Origin of the sequence: Neiella marina (assembly GCF_002165625.1) — a bacterium.
GTDB lineage: Bacteria > Pseudomonadota > Gammaproteobacteria > Enterobacterales > Neiellaceae > Neiella > Neiella marina.
In genome coordinates this window covers 1-18,375 of sequence record NZ_NGNS01000036.1, presented here as the reverse complement: position 1 = coordinate 18,375, position 18,375 = coordinate 1, and the positions used below count along the sequence as shown (strand labels likewise).

Here is an 18,375-nt window from a genome sequence, read left to right as displayed (position 1 = left end):
ATGATACTCCCCAAAAAGTAGTGTGGAGATCAGATCGAAGTTAACGGAAAAAGTTCAAAAAAATCCCCGCCAATTGCTTAGCGGGGATTTGTGTATAAGAGACAGGCATGAAGCTGGCTTTTGTAATTAGGCGCTAAAGCGTTGCCGTTAGTTCTGTGGTCGCATTGCTGGGAACAAGATCACATCACGGATGGTGTGGGTGTTGGTGAACAACATTGCCAAGCGATCGATGCCAATGCCTTGACCTGCGGTTGGCGGCAAGCCGTGCTCAAGCGCAGTAATGTAGTCGCCATCATAGTACATGGCTTCATCGTCACCTGCGTCTTTGGCATTAACTTGCGCTTTAAAGCGCGCATCTTGGTCCTCTGCATCGTTCAGCTCGGAGAAGCCATTTGCCACTTCGCGGCCGCCAATAAAGAACTCAAAGCGGTCAGTGATGAATGGATTGTCATCGTTGCGACGTGCCAGCGGTGAAATCTCGGCCGGATACTCAGTAATGAAAGTCGGCTGAATCAGTTTTGGCTCAGCGGTTTCACCAAAGATTTCTTCCAATAATTGGCCACAAGTCCAGAAGGTTTCTGGCTGCACGTGGACAGACTTGGCAATCGACACCATCAGCTCGCGATCTTGTACCTTGTCATAATCCAGCGCTTGAATGTCAGCATGATCAGGGTTGTACTGCTTAATCGCTTCAAGCATGCTCATGCGCGGGTAAGTACCACCAAACTCAACGGTTTCATCACCATATGGCATGCTTGAGGAACCCAGCACCTCAACAGCCACGGTATGGAGCATGTCTTCGGTCAAGTCCATCAGATCATTGTAGTCAGCGTATGCCATATAGAATTCCATCATGGTGAATTCTGGATTATGGCGTGGTGACAAACCTTCGTTGCGGAAGTTGCGGTTGATCTCAAACACACGATCAAAGCCACCGACAACCAAACGCTTAAGGTACAGCTCAGGCGCAATACGCAAGAACATTTCTTGGTCCAGCGCATTGTGGTGGGTGATAAATGGTCGAGCCGTGGCGCCACCAGGGATCACTTGCATCATTGGCGTTTCAACTTCCATGAAGTCTTTTGACTCCATGTAGCGACGAATTGCAGCCACCAACTTAGAACGTACCTTGAAAGCCTGACGTGACTCTTCATTGACGATCAAATCAACGTAGCGCTGGCGATAACGCTGTTCTTGGTCAGTCAAACCGTGGAATTTTTCTGGCAATGGGCGCAGCGCTTTGGTTAGCAGCTGATACTCGGCCATATCAACGTACAAGTCACCCTTGCCGGATTTGTGCAGCTCACCTTTGATACCGATGATGTCACCAATATCCAAACCACCGATGGCTTTCAGTTCTTTTTGCACGTCTTTTGAAGCGTAGCCTTGAATACGACCAGCGACATCCTGAATGGCGAGGAATGGACCGCGTTTCGCCATGATGCGGCCAGCAATCGCTACAACATGACCTAATTCGGCCAACTCTTCTTTGGTCTTTTCACCAAACTCAGCCTGTAGCTCAGCCGATTTATGGCTTGGACGCCAAGTGTTCGGGTGGCCATTGGCCGGGCAGTTCTCACGAAGCGCATCGAGTTTGGCACGACGCTCGGCAATCAGCTTGTTTTCATCTTGCTGGATGTCAGTCATGGAGCGGTTTCCTTTACAGGCCAGATTTCAGGCTGGCTTCAATAAATCGGTCGAGATCACCGTCGAGGACGGCTTGGGTGTTGCGGTTTTCAACACCTGTTCGTAAATCTTTAATTCGGCTGTCATCGAGCACGTAAGAGCGAATTTGGCTACCCCAGCCAATATCCGACTTTGCATCTTCCGCCGCTTGTTTTTCTGCGTTCTGTTTTTGCAATTCAAACTCAAACAATTTTGCTTTTAACTGCTTCATTGCTTGGTCTTTGTTCTTGTGCTGCGAACGGTCGTTCTGACACTGCACCACAATGTTGGTCGGTAAGTGAGTAATACGGACCGCTGATTCGGTTTTGTTGACGTGCTGGCCACCAGCACCTGAGGCACGATAAACATCGATGCGTAAGTCTGCCGGGTTGATATCAATTTCAATCGAATCGTCAATTTCTGGGTAGATGAAGGCACTTGAGAACGAAGTGTGGCGACGTCCTCCTGAGTCAAACGGACTCTTGCGAACTAGGCGGTGAACCCCTGTTTCGGTGCGAAGCCAGCCATAGGCATATTCGCCAGACACTCGAACAGTAGCAGACTTTAAGCCAGCGACTTCGCCTTCAGAGGCTTCAATCAACTCGGCTTTGAAACCTTTGGCTTCAGCCCAGCGTAAGTACATCCGCAACAACATGTTGCACCAGTCTTGCGCTTCGGTACCACCCGATCCCGACTGCAAATCAATATAGGCATCACACTGATCTTGCTCACCAGAGAACATCCGGCGGAACTCTAACTTGACGAGCTTTTGTTCCAAAGTTTCAAGCTCGGCTTCAGCCTCATGAAAGGTATCTTCATCCTCGGCTTCAACCGCTAGTTCCAGTAAGCCCTCAACATCTTCAAGCCCTTGTTCCAGGGTATCAATGGTTTCGACCACAGCTTCTAGCGCGGAGCGTTCTTTGCCCAAGGCTTGAGCGCGCTCTGGCTCGTTCCACACTTCAGGCGATTCGAGTTCACGCATGACTTCTTCGAGGCGCTCGGCCTTACCATCATAATCAAGGTAACCACGCAGCGCATTGCCGCGATCGCGCATATCAGCAATCTTGTTTTGAACCGGATTGATTTCGAACATGTGGAGAGTCTCAGCCCAAGGTGAAATTTAGCCGCGGAATTGTACAGGATCCCTCACCCATTGGGTAGGGCAAAGTCCGCCCCGCAAGGGGCTGAAATCAATCTTTTATTGCAACTCGGGGCAGATAAATAAGTTTCGCTACGGAACAAGTAGTTATCGAAAAAGGTCTTATACTTTAAAGCAAATAATAATACTAACCCTTTAAACAGTACCAAATTGCGGAGACATTAAATGTCATACATCAAAACTCTGTTAGTCACGGTATTCATGCTTGTTGCTGTGGGGTGCGCGACTACCGAAGCGGGCTCTGAGCAAGCCAGAGTGACGCCAAACTATAACTTTGAGCAGTTGGAGCAGGTCGATCGATTCCGGCCATCAAATAACTTCAGCATGGCCGCTTGGAACAGTCAGGTGTTACTACTATCAGATTCAGTGAAAACCAAGTACTTGCTTATTTTGCAACGTCCAGACACCGGCTTTGATTTCCAAGCTCCTGTTGGTATCAAGCGATTCAGCAGCTACATCACCGCCGGACAAGACCGAGTGTATGCACTCAACACCGTTGCCCCAGTCGGCATTACCATTCGAACCATCTATAAACTCGATGACAAAGAGGACTTGGAACTGGCGAAGAAATTAGTCACCGAGGCAGAGCAAGCGGCAAAAGCCGCGAATGCTGAATAATAGCGTCAGGTACAAAGTTTGAGTCTGTGAAAGCCCGCTCTAGCGGGCTTTTTTAATTTAGGCTACGGCCCTGATGGACTTCACCATCAGTTGCAACTGAGTTTTGCCACGAAACTCATTGATATCGAGCTGATAAGCAACTTCGGCTAAGTTGACCGCTTCGTTCGGCCATTCTGCGGTATCAATGTTGAAGGCAATAGCATCATAAACTTGATGCTGACCTTGGGGCTGAAGTACCAGCTTTAAGTGACGTTCACCAACGATTCGCTGTTGAATCACACGAAAGATGCCATCAAACACCGGCTCGGGAAACGCCTGTCCCCAAGGTCCGGCGTCGCGCAGCATCTGTGCCATAGTCAAACTAAACTCATGTGCTGCCAGTTCGCCATCAGTATGCAAAACATGGTTGAGATGAGCATCGTCAACCCAGTCATTGGCGACTTCACAGAGCGCATTCTGAAACGACTCTATTTGTTGCGCTGCAATCGACAGGCCTGCCGCCATCGCATGACCACCAAACCGCTCAATCAAGCCTGGATGTTTGGTATCTAAAGCTGCCAACATATCACGCATGTGAACGCCAGAAACTGAGCGAGCGGAACCTTTAAGCATGCCATTGTCATCACCAGCAAATGCCAACACTGGACGATGGAAACGTTCTTTGACTCGCGCTGCCAGAATACCAATTACGCCTTGATGCCAATCTGCCTGATACAAGCAGAGTACTGGCGGTAACTCTGAAAAGTCGGCATCGCCCAACAGTTTGTCGAGCGCTCGTAAAGCTTCTTGCTCCATTCCACGTTCAATATCGCGACGGGCCAAGTTAAGCTCATCAAGCTGTTGCGCCATCGCTAGCGCTTGCTCCTCACTGTCGGCCAACAAGCATTCAATACCGAGCGCCATATCATCGAGTCGTCCGGCGGCGTTCAGCCGTGGGCCAACAGCAAAGCCCAAATCACTGGCTTGTAGTTGCAACGGATCTCTTTTGGCGACTTGGCATAATGCTGTAATGCCGGGGCGGCAGCGACCGGCCCGGATCCGTTGTAGCCCTTGGTTCACCAGGATACGATTGTTATGGTCAAGTGCCACCACATCGGCAACAGTGCCAACAGCGACAATATCGAGCAGTTCGGCCAGATTAACCGCAGGTTGCTGATACCAAGACTGATCCGCCAAATACTGTCGCAATGCCGCCATTAAATAAAAGGCGACGCCAACACCTGCCAAATTCTTTGACGGGAACTGGCACTCATTAAGGTTGGGGTTGACCATTGCGTCGGCATTGGGCAACTCCTCACCGGGTAAGTGGTGGTCAGTCACCAACACCTTCATACCCAGCTCTTTAGCACGTTGCACACCAGTAATAGCCGATACGCCATTGTCGACGGTGATCAGTAACTGGGTGCCTTGCTGTGCCGCCATATCGGCGATCGGTGGAGTTAATCCATACCCGGTGTCGAATCGATTCGGTACCAAATAGCCAACGTTGTGATGGCCAAATCGTCTCAGCGCCAAAACACAAAGCGCAGTACTCGTCGCGCCATCGGCGTCAAAGTCGCCAACAATGGTGATCCGCTCATTGTTTTTTAACGCCACAGCGAGCAATTCGACTGCCCGCTCAATACCAGCCAAGGATCGAACGTGATGTAGTCGGCTGGCAGAATGGTCTAACTGGTCAGCAGAAACAATACCGCGGGCTTGATAGATGCGTCGCAGTACTGGATGGATGGACTCAGGAAGCGCACACTCGGCAACCGAGCGGCGCTGCAAGGTAATTGAAGGCATAAGGTGAGTAAGTGCTTACTGCAGCTTTTCTAGCAGTGGCAATAGATCTTTTGGCTCTCTATAGCCAGGTAGCATAGCACCGTTTTCCAGAACCACAGCAGGCGTGCCACGAACACCAAATTTCTGGCCCATGGCTAATTGCGCTTCGACGTCATAGCGTTTGCCTGCGCAACTGGATTTGGCAATTTCACCATGCAACTTAGCATTACTCATGGCTTGCACCGCATCATCAGCACACCAAATCTGCTGCATATCAACACTGGACTGTTTAGAGCGCGGATAAGCTAAATAATTAATGGTGATACCAGCATTTTGGTATTCCTCAATTTGACGGTGCATCTTACGGCAGTAACCGCAAGTGATGTCCGTAAAGACATAGATGCGGAATTTCTCTTCGCCTTTCGCTGGGAAGGTAATGGCATCAGGGGCTAAAGCGCCAATTTTCTCAGCCCGGAATGAGTTTAAACCGCTATCGGTAATTTCAACCAGCCCTTGTTCCAAATCAAACAAGCGACCATAAATCATGTACTTGCCATCGTTGGATATAAAGAAGTTACCCTGCGAGGTGACCGCCAGGGTATAGTTTGGTAGTGGCGCAGGCGCAATCATTGAAGGCACTTCACCGAAGTTTGCCAACACTTTCGCTTTCACTCGCTTCTCCACATCAGGAGACACATCTGCAGCATGCGCTACGACAAAAACACTTAACACGATGGCGCTAAGCGCCGACAACCATTTCAACATGAAACCACAACCTGTTGTTTAACCCTAAGGATACAGACCCTGTCTGAATCGAATATCTTACACTGTTTACCCGTTCTCTTTCGCGCGAGGATGAAACTCCGCGTGAACTTGCTGTAATCGAGCATTGGCGACATGGGTATAAATCTGTGTTGTCGACAAATCCGAATGCCCCAGCAACAACTGCACAACCCTTAAATCGGCGCCGTGATCAAGCAAGTGAGTGGCGAAAGCATGCCTTAACATGTGTGGAGAAGGCAATGATTGCAAGCCTGCACGTGTTGCATAATGTTTCAGCCGGTGCCAAAACGTCTGGCGAGTCATGCAGTTACCACTGCGGCCTGGGAATAGCGCATCGCTATCGCAGCCTTTGAGTAATTCACTCCGACTGTGCTGCGTGTAGTGAGTTAGCCAATGCAAGGCTTCTTCCCCCATCGGCACTATACGCTCTTTGCCACCTTTGCCAACTACTCTGACAACCCCTTGACGCAATGACACATCGCTTAGCGTCATCGACACCAACTCAGACACTCGCAGTCCGGTGGCGTACATTAGTTCGATCATCGCTTTATCTCTCAATTCGAGAGGAATAGCCGGATCAGGATTGGCCAACAAAGCCTCCACCTGACCTTCAGTTAAACTCTTCGGCAATGGTTTCGGTAGCTTGGGGTTATCAATCAACACCATGGGATCAACCACCAGCCACTGTTGGCTCATGGCGTACTGAAAGAACCGCCGCATGGTCGACAATGCTCGTGCAGTCGAACGGGCCTTCATGCCTTGCTCATGGCGGTAATTGAGATAACTTTGAATATCGACCGATTGCACTTGCTCAACCGGTAACTTGCGTTTGTCGAGCCAACTGAACAAGCTCTTCAAATCAGTGCGATATGCCTGCAATGAATTGTCGCTCAGGCCACGCTGCATCCACATCGCATCAAGAAATTGCTCTATCCAAGGGTGTAGGTCAGCGGCCATATTGCCAAGCCTTTTCATGCTGTAATAATGCCGTTTTCAAGTCGATCTGTTGACCACTCGTGTGACCAGAAAAACCACCAATGCTTTGTTTAGCAACGATCCGATGACACGGAATAAACAACGGAATTGGATTGCGTCTGCAGGCACCACCGACAGCGCGAGCAGCCGATCCAAGCAACCCTGCCACATCGCCATAAGATTGCACTTCCCCTACCGGTATTTGCTGCAAATGATGCCACACTCGACACTGAAACTCGGTACCCACAGGGCGCAACGGTAAATCAAATTGGAAATTGGCATCGGCAACGTAAGCATCAAGCTGAGCTTGCGCTTGTAGCGCAAGCTTAGAGGCCTGTGAGTTACTGCTCATCTGTGGCCAGTAGTCGAGGGCCAAGATGTCTGTACCATCATCCGTCAGTTGCCATCGCCCCCAACAACTGGTTATATCGCTGCGATTAAGCATCTGAACTGTCTACCACTAATTTCTGTTACCATGGCTCTGATTTAACGCTGAACCCTAATTCGAATTCAAGATGAAAATTGGTCTTTTTTACGGGTCTTCGACCTGCTACACCGAAATGGCAGCTGAAAAAATCCAGCATTTTCTCAGTGCCGATTTAGTTGAAACGCACAATATCAAGGATGTCTCTCTAGCCCACACCGGCAACTACGACATTCTAATCTTCGGCATCAGTACGTGGGATTATGGCGAACTGCAAGAAGACTGGGAAAGCCAATGGTCGCAAGTCGCAGGACTCGACTTGTCGGGCAAAATTGTCGCTCTCTATGGCCTTGGCGATCAAGAAGGCTACAGCGATTGGTTTCAAGACGCGTTGGGCATGTTACATGACGCCATTGATGGCAATGGCGTGGTACGCATCGGCTTTTGGCCAAACAGTGACGACTATGAATTTAACGCCAGTAAGGCACTAACGGCTGATGGTAGTCAATTTGTTGGCTTAGCGCTGGATGAAGATAGCCAGTTTGATTTGACCGAGCAGCGCGTTCAAACCTGGTGTGCACAATTGCTTGATGAGCTCGAAGCATGGGCCGGACAATAGCCCTCACTTCTCGTTGCCAAGAAAAAGCCCGCTAATGCGGGCTTTTTTATCACTTGTCGACGCTAGGCTTGGGCCATGCCATGGCCACGACCACAGCAGCTGTGACTGGCACCAGCCACGCCAAACCATAGCCAAATAGCGGCAAGTGACTAGCAGTTTCGACCAAGGTGGTTGCCCCCGGTACATCAGCTGCCTTAATGGCATCAAGAAGCGCTAGCGCAAAGGCAATACCGACAACCCAGCGGAATGCTTGTTTGGGATGGTTTAAATGGCGCCGAAGTAAATTCAGCACCACCAATGCAACGGCAACCGGATATAGCGCAATAAGCACAGGAATAGAAACCGAAATCAGGTAGCTCAAGCCAACATTGGCAACAAGGGCGCTGATTGCAGCAAAAACAACCACTAAGGTGCGATACTTCATTCCCAACAAATTGGCAAAATAATCACTGCAAGCACCGGTCAAGCCGACAGCCGTCGTCAAGCAGGCCAATGTCACCACTGCGGACAATATCCACTGCCCCGGCTGCCCAAACACCCCTTGCACGTACAGCGCTAAGATTTCGCCGCCATTGTCGGCTCCAGCAGCAACGGTACCGCTGGTCGCCCCCAAATAAAACAATGAGGTATAAACCAAGGCTAAACCGATGGCGGCAATAACCCCAGCTTGAATCAGATAACTGGCTTGGAATCCTCGGTCCGACACGCCCTTTTTACGCAATACATCAACAATCAGTACCCCAAACATTAAGGCTCCGAAGGTATCCATAGTGTTATAGCCTTCGATAAAACCTTTGCTAAAGGGCGCTTCATGATACGCCTTAGCAGCATCAGACACCGCACTACCTGCAGCCAGCTCACCAATTGGCGCTAATGGCTCGACCACCACCGCAATACCAAGCACTGCCAATAACACAATGAGGATAGGAGTCAGGACTTTTCCGATGTAATCAATGAGCGAGCCGCGATGCAGCGCTAATGCCACCGCAACGGTAAAGAATCCGATGGTATAAAGCCAAAGCGGCACCACGGACTCACCAAACAAGGGTTTCATGCCCGTTTCGTAAGCCACTAGCGAGGTTCTTGGTAGGGCAAACGCTGGACCAATAACAATAAAGATCGCCACGGTAATGCTGACTGCAACCGCCCGCGGCAAATCTCGGGTCACCGATTCCATATCGCCACCTGCAACCGCCACGGCAATCAGCGTCAGCAACGGCAAGCCAACAGCGGTGACCAAAAACCCTAACATCGCCAAAGTCACTTCGGTGCCAGCAAGCTGTCCAGCCAGTGGCGGGAAGATAATGTTGCCCGCCCCGAGGAAAAAGGCGAACGTCATGAATCCTAAAGCAAAAATATTCTGTCTATTGAGACGCGTGTCTGTCATATCGATCTCGAATAATGATGAACCTAAGCCTGCCGAGCCAGCCATGTAGTTATTTTAGTTGCTAATTCTGGCTGACAGACTGCTTATTACGCTCGTGCGGTCGTCGCACTAGGTTTGAATACCAAGCTCACTACAAGCGCCAACACCGAGGGCACCAGCCACCCCATGCCACTGTCAAACAGAGGCACATGAGATAACAATTGATGTCCCGGTAAATGTGTTAGAACACCGGCTGCGGCCACGGCATCAAACAAGCCAAAGACGGCCGCCACTGATATCACCAAACGGAAGCTCAAGCTTGGGTTAGGTAATCGATGCGCAACAATGTTGAGCAACACCACACTGATCGCAATCGGATAGATTGCCACCAGTACCGGAATGTAAAGACTGATTAATTCATCAAGGCCGATGATGGCCATTGCCCAGCACACCACAACGATAATTGCCAGCGTCGGCCGATAAGGGATCTTGTTAGAGCGCTCATCTAAATATTCAGCAAACGCACAGCAACCACCAACGCCAGTGGTCAAGCACGCCAAGGTGATCACTAAGGCCAACACTGCTTGCCCAAATGGCCCCATTGACGCCGCCATGTAACGTGCAAAGATCTCACCACCATTGGCTGCGCCTTCAGCAACAGAGCCGCTAATAGCGCCCATATAAAACAGGATAAAATAGACCATTGCTAAGCCTGCGGCAGCGATCAGGCCGCCACGAAACAGCGCCTGAAACTGAGCATTGTCGTCGGTCACGCCTTTATCTTTCAGGGTATTGATTAGCAGCACACCAAATAGCATGGCAGCCAACAAATCCATCGTCATATAGCCTTCAAGGAAGCCCTTAATGACAGGCGATTCGACAAATTCGCCTTGCCCATCACCAACGGTACCCAATGGGTCAATGAGCAGATTGATGCCCAGTACCGCAACCAGCAACAACATCAGCGGCGCAATGATCTTGCCGACAGTATCAAGTAACTTGCCCGGTCGACTGGCAATCAAAAACACCAAGGTAAAATAAATGGCCGAGAAGCCAGCAAGCAAAGCTTTCGAATCTGGGTTTTCAACAAAAGGCTTAACCGCCAATTCAAAAGACACCAATGCGGTACGCGGAATACCAAAACCCGGCACCATAATGAGGTAGACCGTCAGAGCCAACAGCACGCTAATGGAATTGGGTAAGTAGCGGCCTAGTGCGGCAAAGCCACCGCCAGCGTAGGCCAGCGCAATAATTCCCAACAGTGGCAAGCCAGCGGCGGTGAGCAGAAAACCGAAGGTTGCGGGCATGACCTCTTGGCCAGCCAAATAACCTGCCATCGGAGGAAAAATCCAATTTCCTGCGCCGAGGAAAAACGCCATGATCATAAAGCCAAAACCGACGGTGTCGGCCGTTGAGAACTTTTTCAACTGATGTTCCTTTAAGGGCAGCTTTGGCCAGTTGACACGGCTGTCCCGTTTTTTTTACACAACAACAAAAATTATCTGCACCTTACCATGCTGTTGTAAGACAGCAAAACTCAAAAAGCCAGATAAAAGGCCTTTGTCAGCTGCCTAAACGCTTGGCTGTATTGATTGTTCTGATCATAGATTGTTAACTCGTAGTAAAGCGTTTCACCAAGCCCTTGCCGGAGCGACAGCAAAACCCGTTTAGCCGCCTTATCGGCTCGTCCTTTAATTGTTAGCTGCTGGTCGATGTACCACCCTGCCTGCGCTGCCCATAGAGCAACATCCACGCGACGTTCTAGCGGCAAAACCAAAGCAATTTGGCCATCGGCCGTGACCATTGCCGCAGCAATGCTCAATAACGATGTCATTGACAATGTTTGCTCCAGCCTGGCTTGCTGACGTTTTTTACACGGCAATTGCTGCCCAGCAGAAAAGTATGGCGGATTACTAATGACTAAGTCGTATTGGTGTTGCGGCCGCCACTGATGGATGTCAGCCAGCTGCGCGCTCAAGCAATGCTGCCAAGGCGATGCGGCAAAGTTGCTTGCCGCTTGCTCTGCCGCTTCCGGTTCGATTTCAACGCCATCGATCTGATAGTCAGTTAAGCCATCATCGGCCAAACGCTGAGCCATCATTAGCGCCAAGATGCCGCTACCTGTACCAATGTCGAGCACCCGTTGTACTCGGCTCAAATCAACCCAGCTGCCAAGCAGCAGGGAGTCCGTGCCCACCTTCATGCCACAACGATCGTGACTGACGTAAAATTGCTTGCATTGAAATCCGCTCATTGCCATGCCTGTAATGGATAAATTCAGCGATCAGAATCGGAGAGTTCGGGTATACTATCCGGCTCCACAGACAGCAGACAATCATGCCATGGATTTTGCCGACCTCGATTTATCGCCGAAACTACTCAAAGCCCTAACAGTCAGCGAGTACAAACGCCCAACCACCATTCAGCAGCAAATGATCCCAACGGTGCTTGATGGTGTCGATGTATTGGCCAATGCGCCGACGGGTACCGGCAAAACCGCCGCATACTTGCTCCCAGCACTGCAGCAGTTGCTCGACTTTCCACGGGCGAAATCCGGCCCGCCACGGGTATTGGTTCTGGTACCAACCCGCGAACTAGCCGCGCAAGTACTGGACTATGCCGAGAAGCTCAGTCAGTTTACTCATCTTGACTGCCGAGTTTTGACCGGTGGTGTTGATCACGCCGAGTACGCCCAGATGCTAAAGCGTAACATCGATGTTCTGATCGCCACCCCAGGCAGGCTTTTGGAGTACCTCAATCAAGAATTGATTGATCCGCGCCAAGTCGAAACCATGATCATCGACGAGGCCGACCGGACGTTGGAAATGGGTCACGGTCAAGACGTTGAAGTCATTGCTGCCGAAGCGCGCTGGCGCAAACAAACCTTGTTGTTGTCAGCGACATTGGAAGGCAATTTAGTCGCTGACTTTGCCAACCGCCTGCTGGAAGAACCGATTCGAATCGAAGCTAATCAAGTCCCTCGACGAGAAAAAAACCGCATTCATCAATGGATTCACCTAGCCGACGGTGCCGAACACAAGCGCCAGCTGCTATTGCATTACCTCAAATCAGAGCAAACCCAAAAGGTCATTGTGTTCGGTAAGACCAGAGCTGGACTTGCCGAACTCGCCGACTGGCTCCGCTCCGAAGGCATTGAGCCGTTTGAAATTCGCGGCAGTATGGAGCAAGACAAGCGCAATGAGGCACTGCTACGTTTTAGCCAACAACAACGCTGCTGCATTCTAGCGACTGACGTAGCAGCCCGTGGTATTGATGTTCGCGACATCAGCCATGTGATTAACTTTGATATGCCACGCACCGCCGATGTCTATGTCCACCGCATTGGCCGCACCGGTCGGGCGGGTGCGAAGGGCACCGCAATTTCGCTGGTCGAAGCCCATGATATGGCACAGCTCGAACGCATCGAGCGCTATATCGACGAGCCTCTGCAGCGCCGCTTCGTTAACGGCCTTCGTCCTAAGCACAAAGAGGCTTCGGTCGGCAAAAAAGGTAAACCAGCGAAAAAGCCGAGCAAAAAGAAACAAGCGAAAAAGCTAGCCGATGCGGTCAAACCAGCGAAGAAGCGCTTGCGGGATAAGAAAAACAAAGGCGCGCCACGTTGGTTGAAGTCAAAAGCCGAAGGCAACAGCAACGGTGCTCCGGCGAAAGACAAATCAAACTCTCAAGATAGCTAGGAGCAAGGCATGGCTCGAATCTCGGCATTGTACATTTACCCGGTAAAATCGCTGGCTGGCTTTAGCCTTGTCAGCGCAACGCTGGGGCCAACTGGACTGCGTTGGCGCGACAAAGTCGCCGACCGTCAATGGGTACTTGCCACCAGCTCGGGCCGCTTTATTACCCAGCGACAATTGCCGCAATTAGCACAAATCAAAACCGAACTGACCGAGTCGGCGTTAGTGCTTCACCATACCGAATGGGCCAGTATCAGCATTCCTTACGATTACGACCCAACCGAAGCGCGCCAAGTCACCGTTTGGCGCGACGAAATCAAAGGCTATGATGAAGGCGATTCAGTCGCAGAATGGTTGGCACAGGCATGTGGCAAAAACGATATTCGCTTAATCCGTTTTGGCACTGATTCCGAGCGGCCCGTCAGCACCAAGCACTTATGGCAAGGCGAAAGTAGCGAGGTCGCATTTGCCGATGGCTACCCCATCTTAGTCGCAAACACCGCATCACTTGAGCAGTTCAATCGTTACTTGCGCGAGCACCAATTGTCACCGCTATCAATGAATCGTTTCCGCGCTAATGTGGTGGTGACCGACTGGCAACCTTGGCAAGAAAACGCCACAGCCGAGCTAGCCGAGCAACACAACCGTTACCAACTGGGTCTCCGCAAACCTTGCGAGCGTTGCCCGATGATCACCACCGATCAACAAACCGGTGAGCGGCCAGAGCAAGGTTTACCGCTCAAAGCACTCACTGAGTTCGATAGTCTAGGCGATGGTAGCGGCGCTTATTTTGGTCAAAACGCCATTATTGTGCGCGGCCAAGGTGAGCTGATTGAAGTGGGCGACGAGCTGCGGGTTGACTAATCAGCCAACCCGAGTCGCAAGACTTACTGCTCTTCTCGCAAGAACACCAGCTGATCAGCCGATGACTGCTGTTCACTGAAGTAATAGCCATCGGTATCAAAACCTTTCAGCTGCTCGACATCAGAGAGCTGGTTATCAATGATGTAACGAGTCATCAAACCACGCGCTTTTTTGGCGTAGAAGCTGATGATCTTGTACTGACCATTCTTGCAATCTTTGAATACCGGAGTAATCACACGGCCGTTCAACTGCTTTGGTTTGACCGCTTTGAAGTATTCATTTGAGGCCAAGTTAACCAATACATCATCACCCTGTTCGACCAACGCACTGTTGACCTCCTCGGTAACAATATCGCCCCAGAAGGTATACAGATTGGCGCCGCGAGGATTAGCTAATTTAGTTCCCATTTCGAGACGATAGGCCATCATTAAATCGAGCGGCCGCAACACACCGTAAAGGCCAGACAAAATCCGTAAGTGCTGCTGAGCAAATGCCAAACCGGCGTCATCCAATGTTGCCGCATCAAGCCCGGTGTAGACATCGCCTTTAAAAGCCAGCACCGCTTGTTTGGCATTATCAAGCGAGAATTCCGGCTGCCATTCGGCAAAACGTGCGGCATTTAAACCAGCCAGTTTATCCGAGATTTTCATTAGCTTAGCGATATCGGCAGGCGCCAATTGGCGACACGATTCAATTAACTCAGCAGAATGCGCTAACAAATTAGGCTGGCTGAACGTGCTCGTAGTTGGTGGGGTTTCAAAATCCAAAGTTTTAGCTGGGGAAACAACAACAAGCATGGCAAGGCTCCGATAATTATGGCAATGGGCAGGCACTATAACATAGCGCCTGCCAAACCAAAGCGATCACAAACCTAGTTGCTTTTCGACTCCGCTTGCTGTTTTGGCTGCCACACTTCGTCAGCGAGTGACTGATCCAATTCAGGGTAGTCACTGCGATCAAAGGTCGGTAACTTGCCGGCATCAAGTTGGTCGTTGTAGTCCTTCGCCAGTTTCACCACCACACCAGACAACAACAGAATGGCAACCAAGTTAATAATGGTCATAAATGCCATTGATAAATCAGCCAGTTTCCAAACAATCGGCAACTCTGCCATGGCACCAAACATCACCATCGCCAAGACAAAACAGCGGAAGAACTTCAGGCCACTTGGATGTTGGTGCTCGAGGAATACCAAGTTGGTTTCGGCATAGGAGTAATTGGCCACAATGGACGTAAAGGCAAAGAAGAAAATCGCGACAGCAATAAAGTACTTACCGAATGCGCCAATTTCAGTGCTGAGCGCCATTTGGGTGAGCTCAATACCAGAGACTTCAGACCCCGGTTGCAATGCCCCTGAAATCAGAATCACTGACGCCGTGCAGGTACAGATCACTATGGTATCGACAAATACCCCAAGCATCTGGACATACCCTTGCGATGCCGGGTGCGGAGGATAAGGAGTAGCGGTCGCGGCAGCATTAGGCGCACTGCCCATGCCGGCCTCGTTGGAAAACAGCCCCCGCTTAATACCATTCATCATTGCTTGTGCAACGGTGTAGCCTAAGCCGCCAGATGCGGCTTCTTGCCAGCCAAAGGCACTCTTAACAATGAGACTAAATACCGCTGGCAGCTCGCCAATATTCATCACCACAATGGACAGAGCAATAATCAAATAGGCCAACGCCATCAGTGGCACCACCAGCTCGGCAAATCGAGCAATCGAGCGAATACCTCCGAAGATAATTAAGCCAGTGAGCAGCTGAATTAAAATGCCGGTCTGATAGTTTTCCCAACCGAATGCTACATTGGCGGCATTGGCGATCGCGTTCGCTTGCACCGCATTAAATACCAAACCAAAGGCGATAATGAGGCAAATGGCAAACGCCACGCCCATCCAGCGTTTACCGAGCCCCCGCTCCATGTAGTAGGCTGGTCCACCACGGAAATTACCTTCGTCGTCTTTGACTTTGTAGAGCTGCGCTAGTGATGATTCGGCAAACGAAGTCGCCATGCCGATGAGAGCAATCAACCACATCCAAAAAATTGCACCAGGGCCACCTAGGTAAAGAGCGACGGCAACCCCAGCCAAATTGCCGGTTCCCACTCGGGCGGCGAGGCTGGTACACAAAGCCTGGAATGATGAAATACCATTTTGATCGGCTTGGCGGCTATGACGCAAAACCGAGAACATATGGCCGAAGTGACGAATTTGGATAAACCCGAGACGAATAGTAAATAGCGCGCCAACTCCCAACAGGAAGTAAATCAGCACTTTCCCCCAAAGAATATCATTCAGAAAATCAATCAATTGTTCGAGCATAGTTAACCTTCATTAAGGTGGAACCTGCAGCTAAATAGCGTCCAGTTCCGATCCAATCTCAGCGTTTAAGTCGCTGCCGACCGAGGAACACAATCCCCACGGCGAGATGGAAAAATAATTTTATTAAATGATTATAATTATCATTTGCAATTACAAAAAGCAGCTTATATGATTAACCCAACTTGAGAACACTTCCTGAGCGGGGGTGAGCTTGCTCAAGTTGGCGACCAACCATTGGTCTGGTCTTGGTCGCTTAATCTCGTCTGGCTCTATTGGCTCTAATTGCCATCAACGGGGACCGAAGTTTTCGGTTCCCGTTTTTCTTATCTGTCATTCAGAAGAATAGCTGCAAAATAAACGGAAACCCGTAGAACAAAGCTAAACCGATGAATAGGGCAATAATCGTCTTGGGCATTTTCGCCAACTGCTGAGCCGCAGCGTAAGGCAGTAATTTGCCGCCGGCTTGTAATAGCGAAGCCTGCTTCAAATCTCGTGGCCCTTTACTATTGTGTTCGTACATCGCCAGTCCTTGTGAAGCAAACTCAACGCGTCGCGAGATCAGTAGACATAATCAGCAAGTTGATAAACCAGCGTATGATCTTGGTGCAACAAAATCAGTTGCTGGTCTTTGATGCGAATCAGCGCGCCTTCATTCAGCACAGTGAAAACCAACTGCTCGACTTTGGCTAACTCACCAATGCACGCCATCCGTGTCGAAGGACCCGGAGCCATCGACAAAGCGCCGCGCTCAAGCGTGCCCTGCCCCATGAATCGATTACAACCAGCAATACCTGCCAATCGTAATCCTTCTTGGAACTCAATATCGGGCCGCTTACCCGCTTCAAGCGGTTGCCCCAGCATATCCGACAGCTTCACGCCATCGACCATTTCTAGGTTGTAGTGATGGTGAACAAGCTGTTCAACACTGGGAACTTTGCCACTCTCTGCTGTGATGTCCTGACTCGTTGAAGCACAACCCCAAACAAACCACATTGAAGCCAAAACAAAGAGTTTTAGTCGCATAAAACGCTCCTGAAAGTAATAACTTAGGCAGTTAAGTTAAGCCCTTGCCAATTTAGACCGGCGGCACTTCGAGGCGGGCACCAGTAATAGCCGCCAGTCACAGGACGGGAGAACTGGAACAACGCATCGACAATGCCATCATCAATGCCAGCCATACGCTGCATTTGTTGTTCAAACGCTAAGGTTGAGTGACCAAATGCGACAAACATCAGTCCTGCTTGGGCAGATTCAGCCCAAGGCATTGAACGACGCAAGACAAAGGCCTCCGGTTCAAACTGCTCTTGTGCCGTGCGCTTGACGTGAGCGCTTGGCGGCGCATCGAACTCGGCGTTGTCAGCCAAACGACGACCGATCATATTGTCTTTCTGTTCTTGGCTGTGTAATGAGAAAGCGGCCAAATCGTGGACCCATTGCTGTACCGCCACACAACTAGAACCATCAATACCATCGCCAACACCACCAACAAACGCGGCACTCACGGCATCATCGCCATCTGGGTTTTCTGTACCGTCTTCGTAGCCGGTCAGGTCTCTTCCAGAGCCATGTTTAAAGGCTTGGGTTTGCTGAATTAAATCAAAGCACTCGCTCAATTCTGCTGCCATCATTTGGGCTTCAACGACCAACGGACCGGGCTCGTCGCCACGCAGCCAAATCCACAAATCCGCCTGTGTTGATGGCACCGTCACTCCCGGTCCAGCCATTGCTGGAAACGCTGCTATTTTGGCAGTTGCAGTCGCCGGTAATAGCGCAGCGCCAATACCGATGACATGTTGCTCAGCCAGCTCAAGCTGTTGGATGCAATGTAAGGCTTGAAGCACCGATACTTCGGGAAGCTTGTCTAATGTCAGATAGACACCATGGCTAGGAACAGGCTGCAAAATCGCAGATTGCATATAAGTTACTCCTGATAGCAAATACTAATGAGCCTAGTAGAAAGCAGTCATCCTAGGCAGCAAATTTTTAAATCGCTTTGTTCACAAACAAAAAAGGCCGCTAAGGCCTGTCTCTTGATCACATCTTAGAGTTCAAGAGACTTGGCTAGCTCGTACCCTTCAAGGATGGCTTGTAATTTGAGCCATCCTTGCCACAGCACTTTAACTGAA

18 protein-coding genes are annotated in these 18,375 nt (G+C 50.3%); 4 read left to right on the top strand and 14 right to left on the bottom strand.

Features of this window, described 5'->3' with window-relative positions:
- Positions 1-147: 147 nt before the first annotated feature.
- Positions 148-1,647, bottom strand: a complete 1,500-nt coding sequence (gene lysS, locus CBE68_RS18235; RefSeq protein ID WP_087507654.1) for a lysine--tRNA ligase — start codon at positions 1,645-1,647, stop codon at positions 148-150.
- Between the two features lie 13 nt (positions 1,648-1,660).
- Positions 1,661-2,758, bottom strand: coding sequence for a peptide chain release factor 2 (gene prfB, locus CBE68_RS18230; RefSeq protein ID WP_087507653.1), 1,098 nt, complete (start codon positions 2,756-2,758; stop codon positions 1,661-1,663).
- Between the two features lie 231 nt (positions 2,759-2,989).
- Here prfB and CBE68_RS18225 point away from each other — a divergent pair, with 231 nt between their 5' ends.
- Entirely contained in the window at positions 2,990-3,442 is a 453-nt protein-coding gene (locus CBE68_RS18225) for a DUF6491 family protein (RefSeq protein WP_087507652.1), read from the top strand.
- Between the two features lie 57 nt (positions 3,443-3,499).
- Here the strand turns inward: CBE68_RS18225 and recJ are convergent, their stop codons facing one another.
- From recJ to CBE68_RS18205, 4 genes are all read right to left on the bottom strand, one after another.
- Positions 3,500-5,227, bottom strand: a complete 1,728-nt coding sequence (gene recJ, locus CBE68_RS18220) for a single-stranded-DNA-specific exonuclease RecJ (RefSeq protein ID WP_087507651.1) — start codon at positions 5,225-5,227, stop codon at positions 3,500-3,502.
- Between the two features lie 15 nt (positions 5,228-5,242).
- The gene (locus CBE68_RS18215; protein WP_087507650.1) at positions 5,243-5,971 is read right to left on the bottom strand and encodes a thioredoxin fold domain-containing protein; all 729 of its coding nucleotides are present in this window, start codon (positions 5,969-5,971) and stop codon (positions 5,243-5,245) included.
- Between the two features lie 66 nt (positions 5,972-6,037).
- Entirely contained in the window at positions 6,038-6,946 is a 909-nt protein-coding gene (gene xerD / locus CBE68_RS18210) for a site-specific tyrosine recombinase XerD (RefSeq protein WP_087507649.1), read from the bottom strand.
- Complete coding sequence (locus tag CBE68_RS18205; RefSeq protein WP_087507648.1) at positions 6,936-7,409, bottom strand: methylated-DNA--[protein]-cysteine S-methyltransferase; 474 nt, start codon at positions 7,407-7,409, stop codon at positions 6,936-6,938. Before CBE68_RS18205 ends, xerD begins: the two co-directional genes overlap by 11 nt.
- Positions 7,410-7,479: 70 nt before the next feature.
- Between CBE68_RS18205 and fldB the strand changes: the two genes are divergently transcribed.
- Positions 7,480-8,007 (top strand): flavodoxin FldB, encoded by a 528-nt coding sequence (gene fldB, locus CBE68_RS18200; protein ID WP_087507647.1) that lies wholly within the window; start codon positions 7,480-7,482, stop codon positions 8,005-8,007.
- A 49-nt stretch (positions 8,008-8,056) separates the two neighbouring features.
- On the opposite strand, the gene brnQ (CBE68_RS18195) is transcribed toward fldB, so the two are convergent.
- From brnQ (CBE68_RS18195) to CBE68_RS18185, 3 genes are all read right to left on the bottom strand, one after another.
- The gene (gene brnQ / locus CBE68_RS18195; protein ID WP_087507656.1) at positions 8,057-9,394 is read right to left on the bottom strand and encodes a branched-chain amino acid transport system II carrier protein; all 1,338 of its coding nucleotides are present in this window, start codon (positions 9,392-9,394) and stop codon (positions 8,057-8,059) included.
- An 86-nt stretch (positions 9,395-9,480) separates the two neighbouring features.
- Entirely contained in the window at positions 9,481-10,800 is a 1,320-nt protein-coding gene (gene brnQ, locus CBE68_RS18190; protein WP_087507646.1) for a branched-chain amino acid transport system II carrier protein, read from the bottom strand.
- Between the two features lie 110 nt (positions 10,801-10,910).
- Positions 10,911-11,627 (bottom strand): tRNA1(Val) (adenine(37)-N6)-methyltransferase, encoded by a 717-nt coding sequence (locus tag CBE68_RS18185; protein WP_158100671.1) that lies wholly within the window; start codon positions 11,625-11,627, stop codon positions 10,911-10,913.
- A gap of 88 nt (positions 11,628-11,715) precedes the next feature.
- Here CBE68_RS18185 and srmB point away from each other — a divergent pair, with 88 nt between their 5' ends.
- Together srmB and CBE68_RS18175 are read left to right on the top strand one after the other, a co-directional pair.
- Positions 11,716-13,068, top strand: a complete 1,353-nt coding sequence (gene srmB, locus CBE68_RS18180) for an ATP-dependent RNA helicase SrmB (RefSeq protein ID WP_087507655.1) — start codon at positions 11,716-11,718, stop codon at positions 13,066-13,068.
- A 9-nt stretch (positions 13,069-13,077) separates the two neighbouring features.
- Positions 13,078-13,929 (top strand): MOSC domain-containing protein, encoded by an 852-nt coding sequence (locus CBE68_RS18175; protein WP_087507644.1) that lies wholly within the window; start codon positions 13,078-13,080, stop codon positions 13,927-13,929.
- A gap of 23 nt (positions 13,930-13,952) precedes the next feature.
- Here the strand turns inward: CBE68_RS18175 and yaaA are convergent, their stop codons facing one another.
- The 5 genes from yaaA to CBE68_RS18150 all read right to left on the bottom strand — a co-directional run bounded on the left by yaaA (position 13,953) and on the right by CBE68_RS18150 (position 18,165).
- The gene (yaaA, locus tag CBE68_RS18170; RefSeq protein ID WP_087507643.1) at positions 13,953-14,726 is read right to left on the bottom strand and encodes a peroxide stress protein YaaA; all 774 of its coding nucleotides are present in this window, start codon (positions 14,724-14,726) and stop codon (positions 13,953-13,955) included.
- A 74-nt stretch (positions 14,727-14,800) separates the two neighbouring features.
- On the bottom strand, positions 14,801-16,249 hold the full coding sequence (locus CBE68_RS18165) for an alanine/glycine:cation symporter family protein (protein ID WP_087507642.1): 1,449 nt from the start codon (positions 16,247-16,249) through the stop codon (positions 14,801-14,803).
- Between the two features lie 334 nt (positions 16,250-16,583).
- A complete protein-coding gene (locus tag CBE68_RS18160; RefSeq protein WP_087507641.1) occupies positions 16,584-16,769 on the bottom strand; it encodes a hypothetical protein in 186 nt (61 codons plus the stop codon).
- A 38-nt stretch (positions 16,770-16,807) separates the two neighbouring features.
- On the bottom strand, positions 16,808-17,272 hold the full coding sequence (locus CBE68_RS18155; RefSeq protein WP_087507640.1) for an META domain-containing protein: 465 nt from the start codon (positions 17,270-17,272) through the stop codon (positions 16,808-16,810).
- Positions 17,273-17,295: 23 nt separating this feature from the next.
- Positions 17,296-18,165, bottom strand: a complete 870-nt coding sequence (locus tag CBE68_RS18150) for a Dyp-type peroxidase (RefSeq protein ID WP_087507639.1) — start codon at positions 18,163-18,165, stop codon at positions 17,296-17,298.
- Positions 18,166-18,375 lie beyond the last annotated feature (210 nt).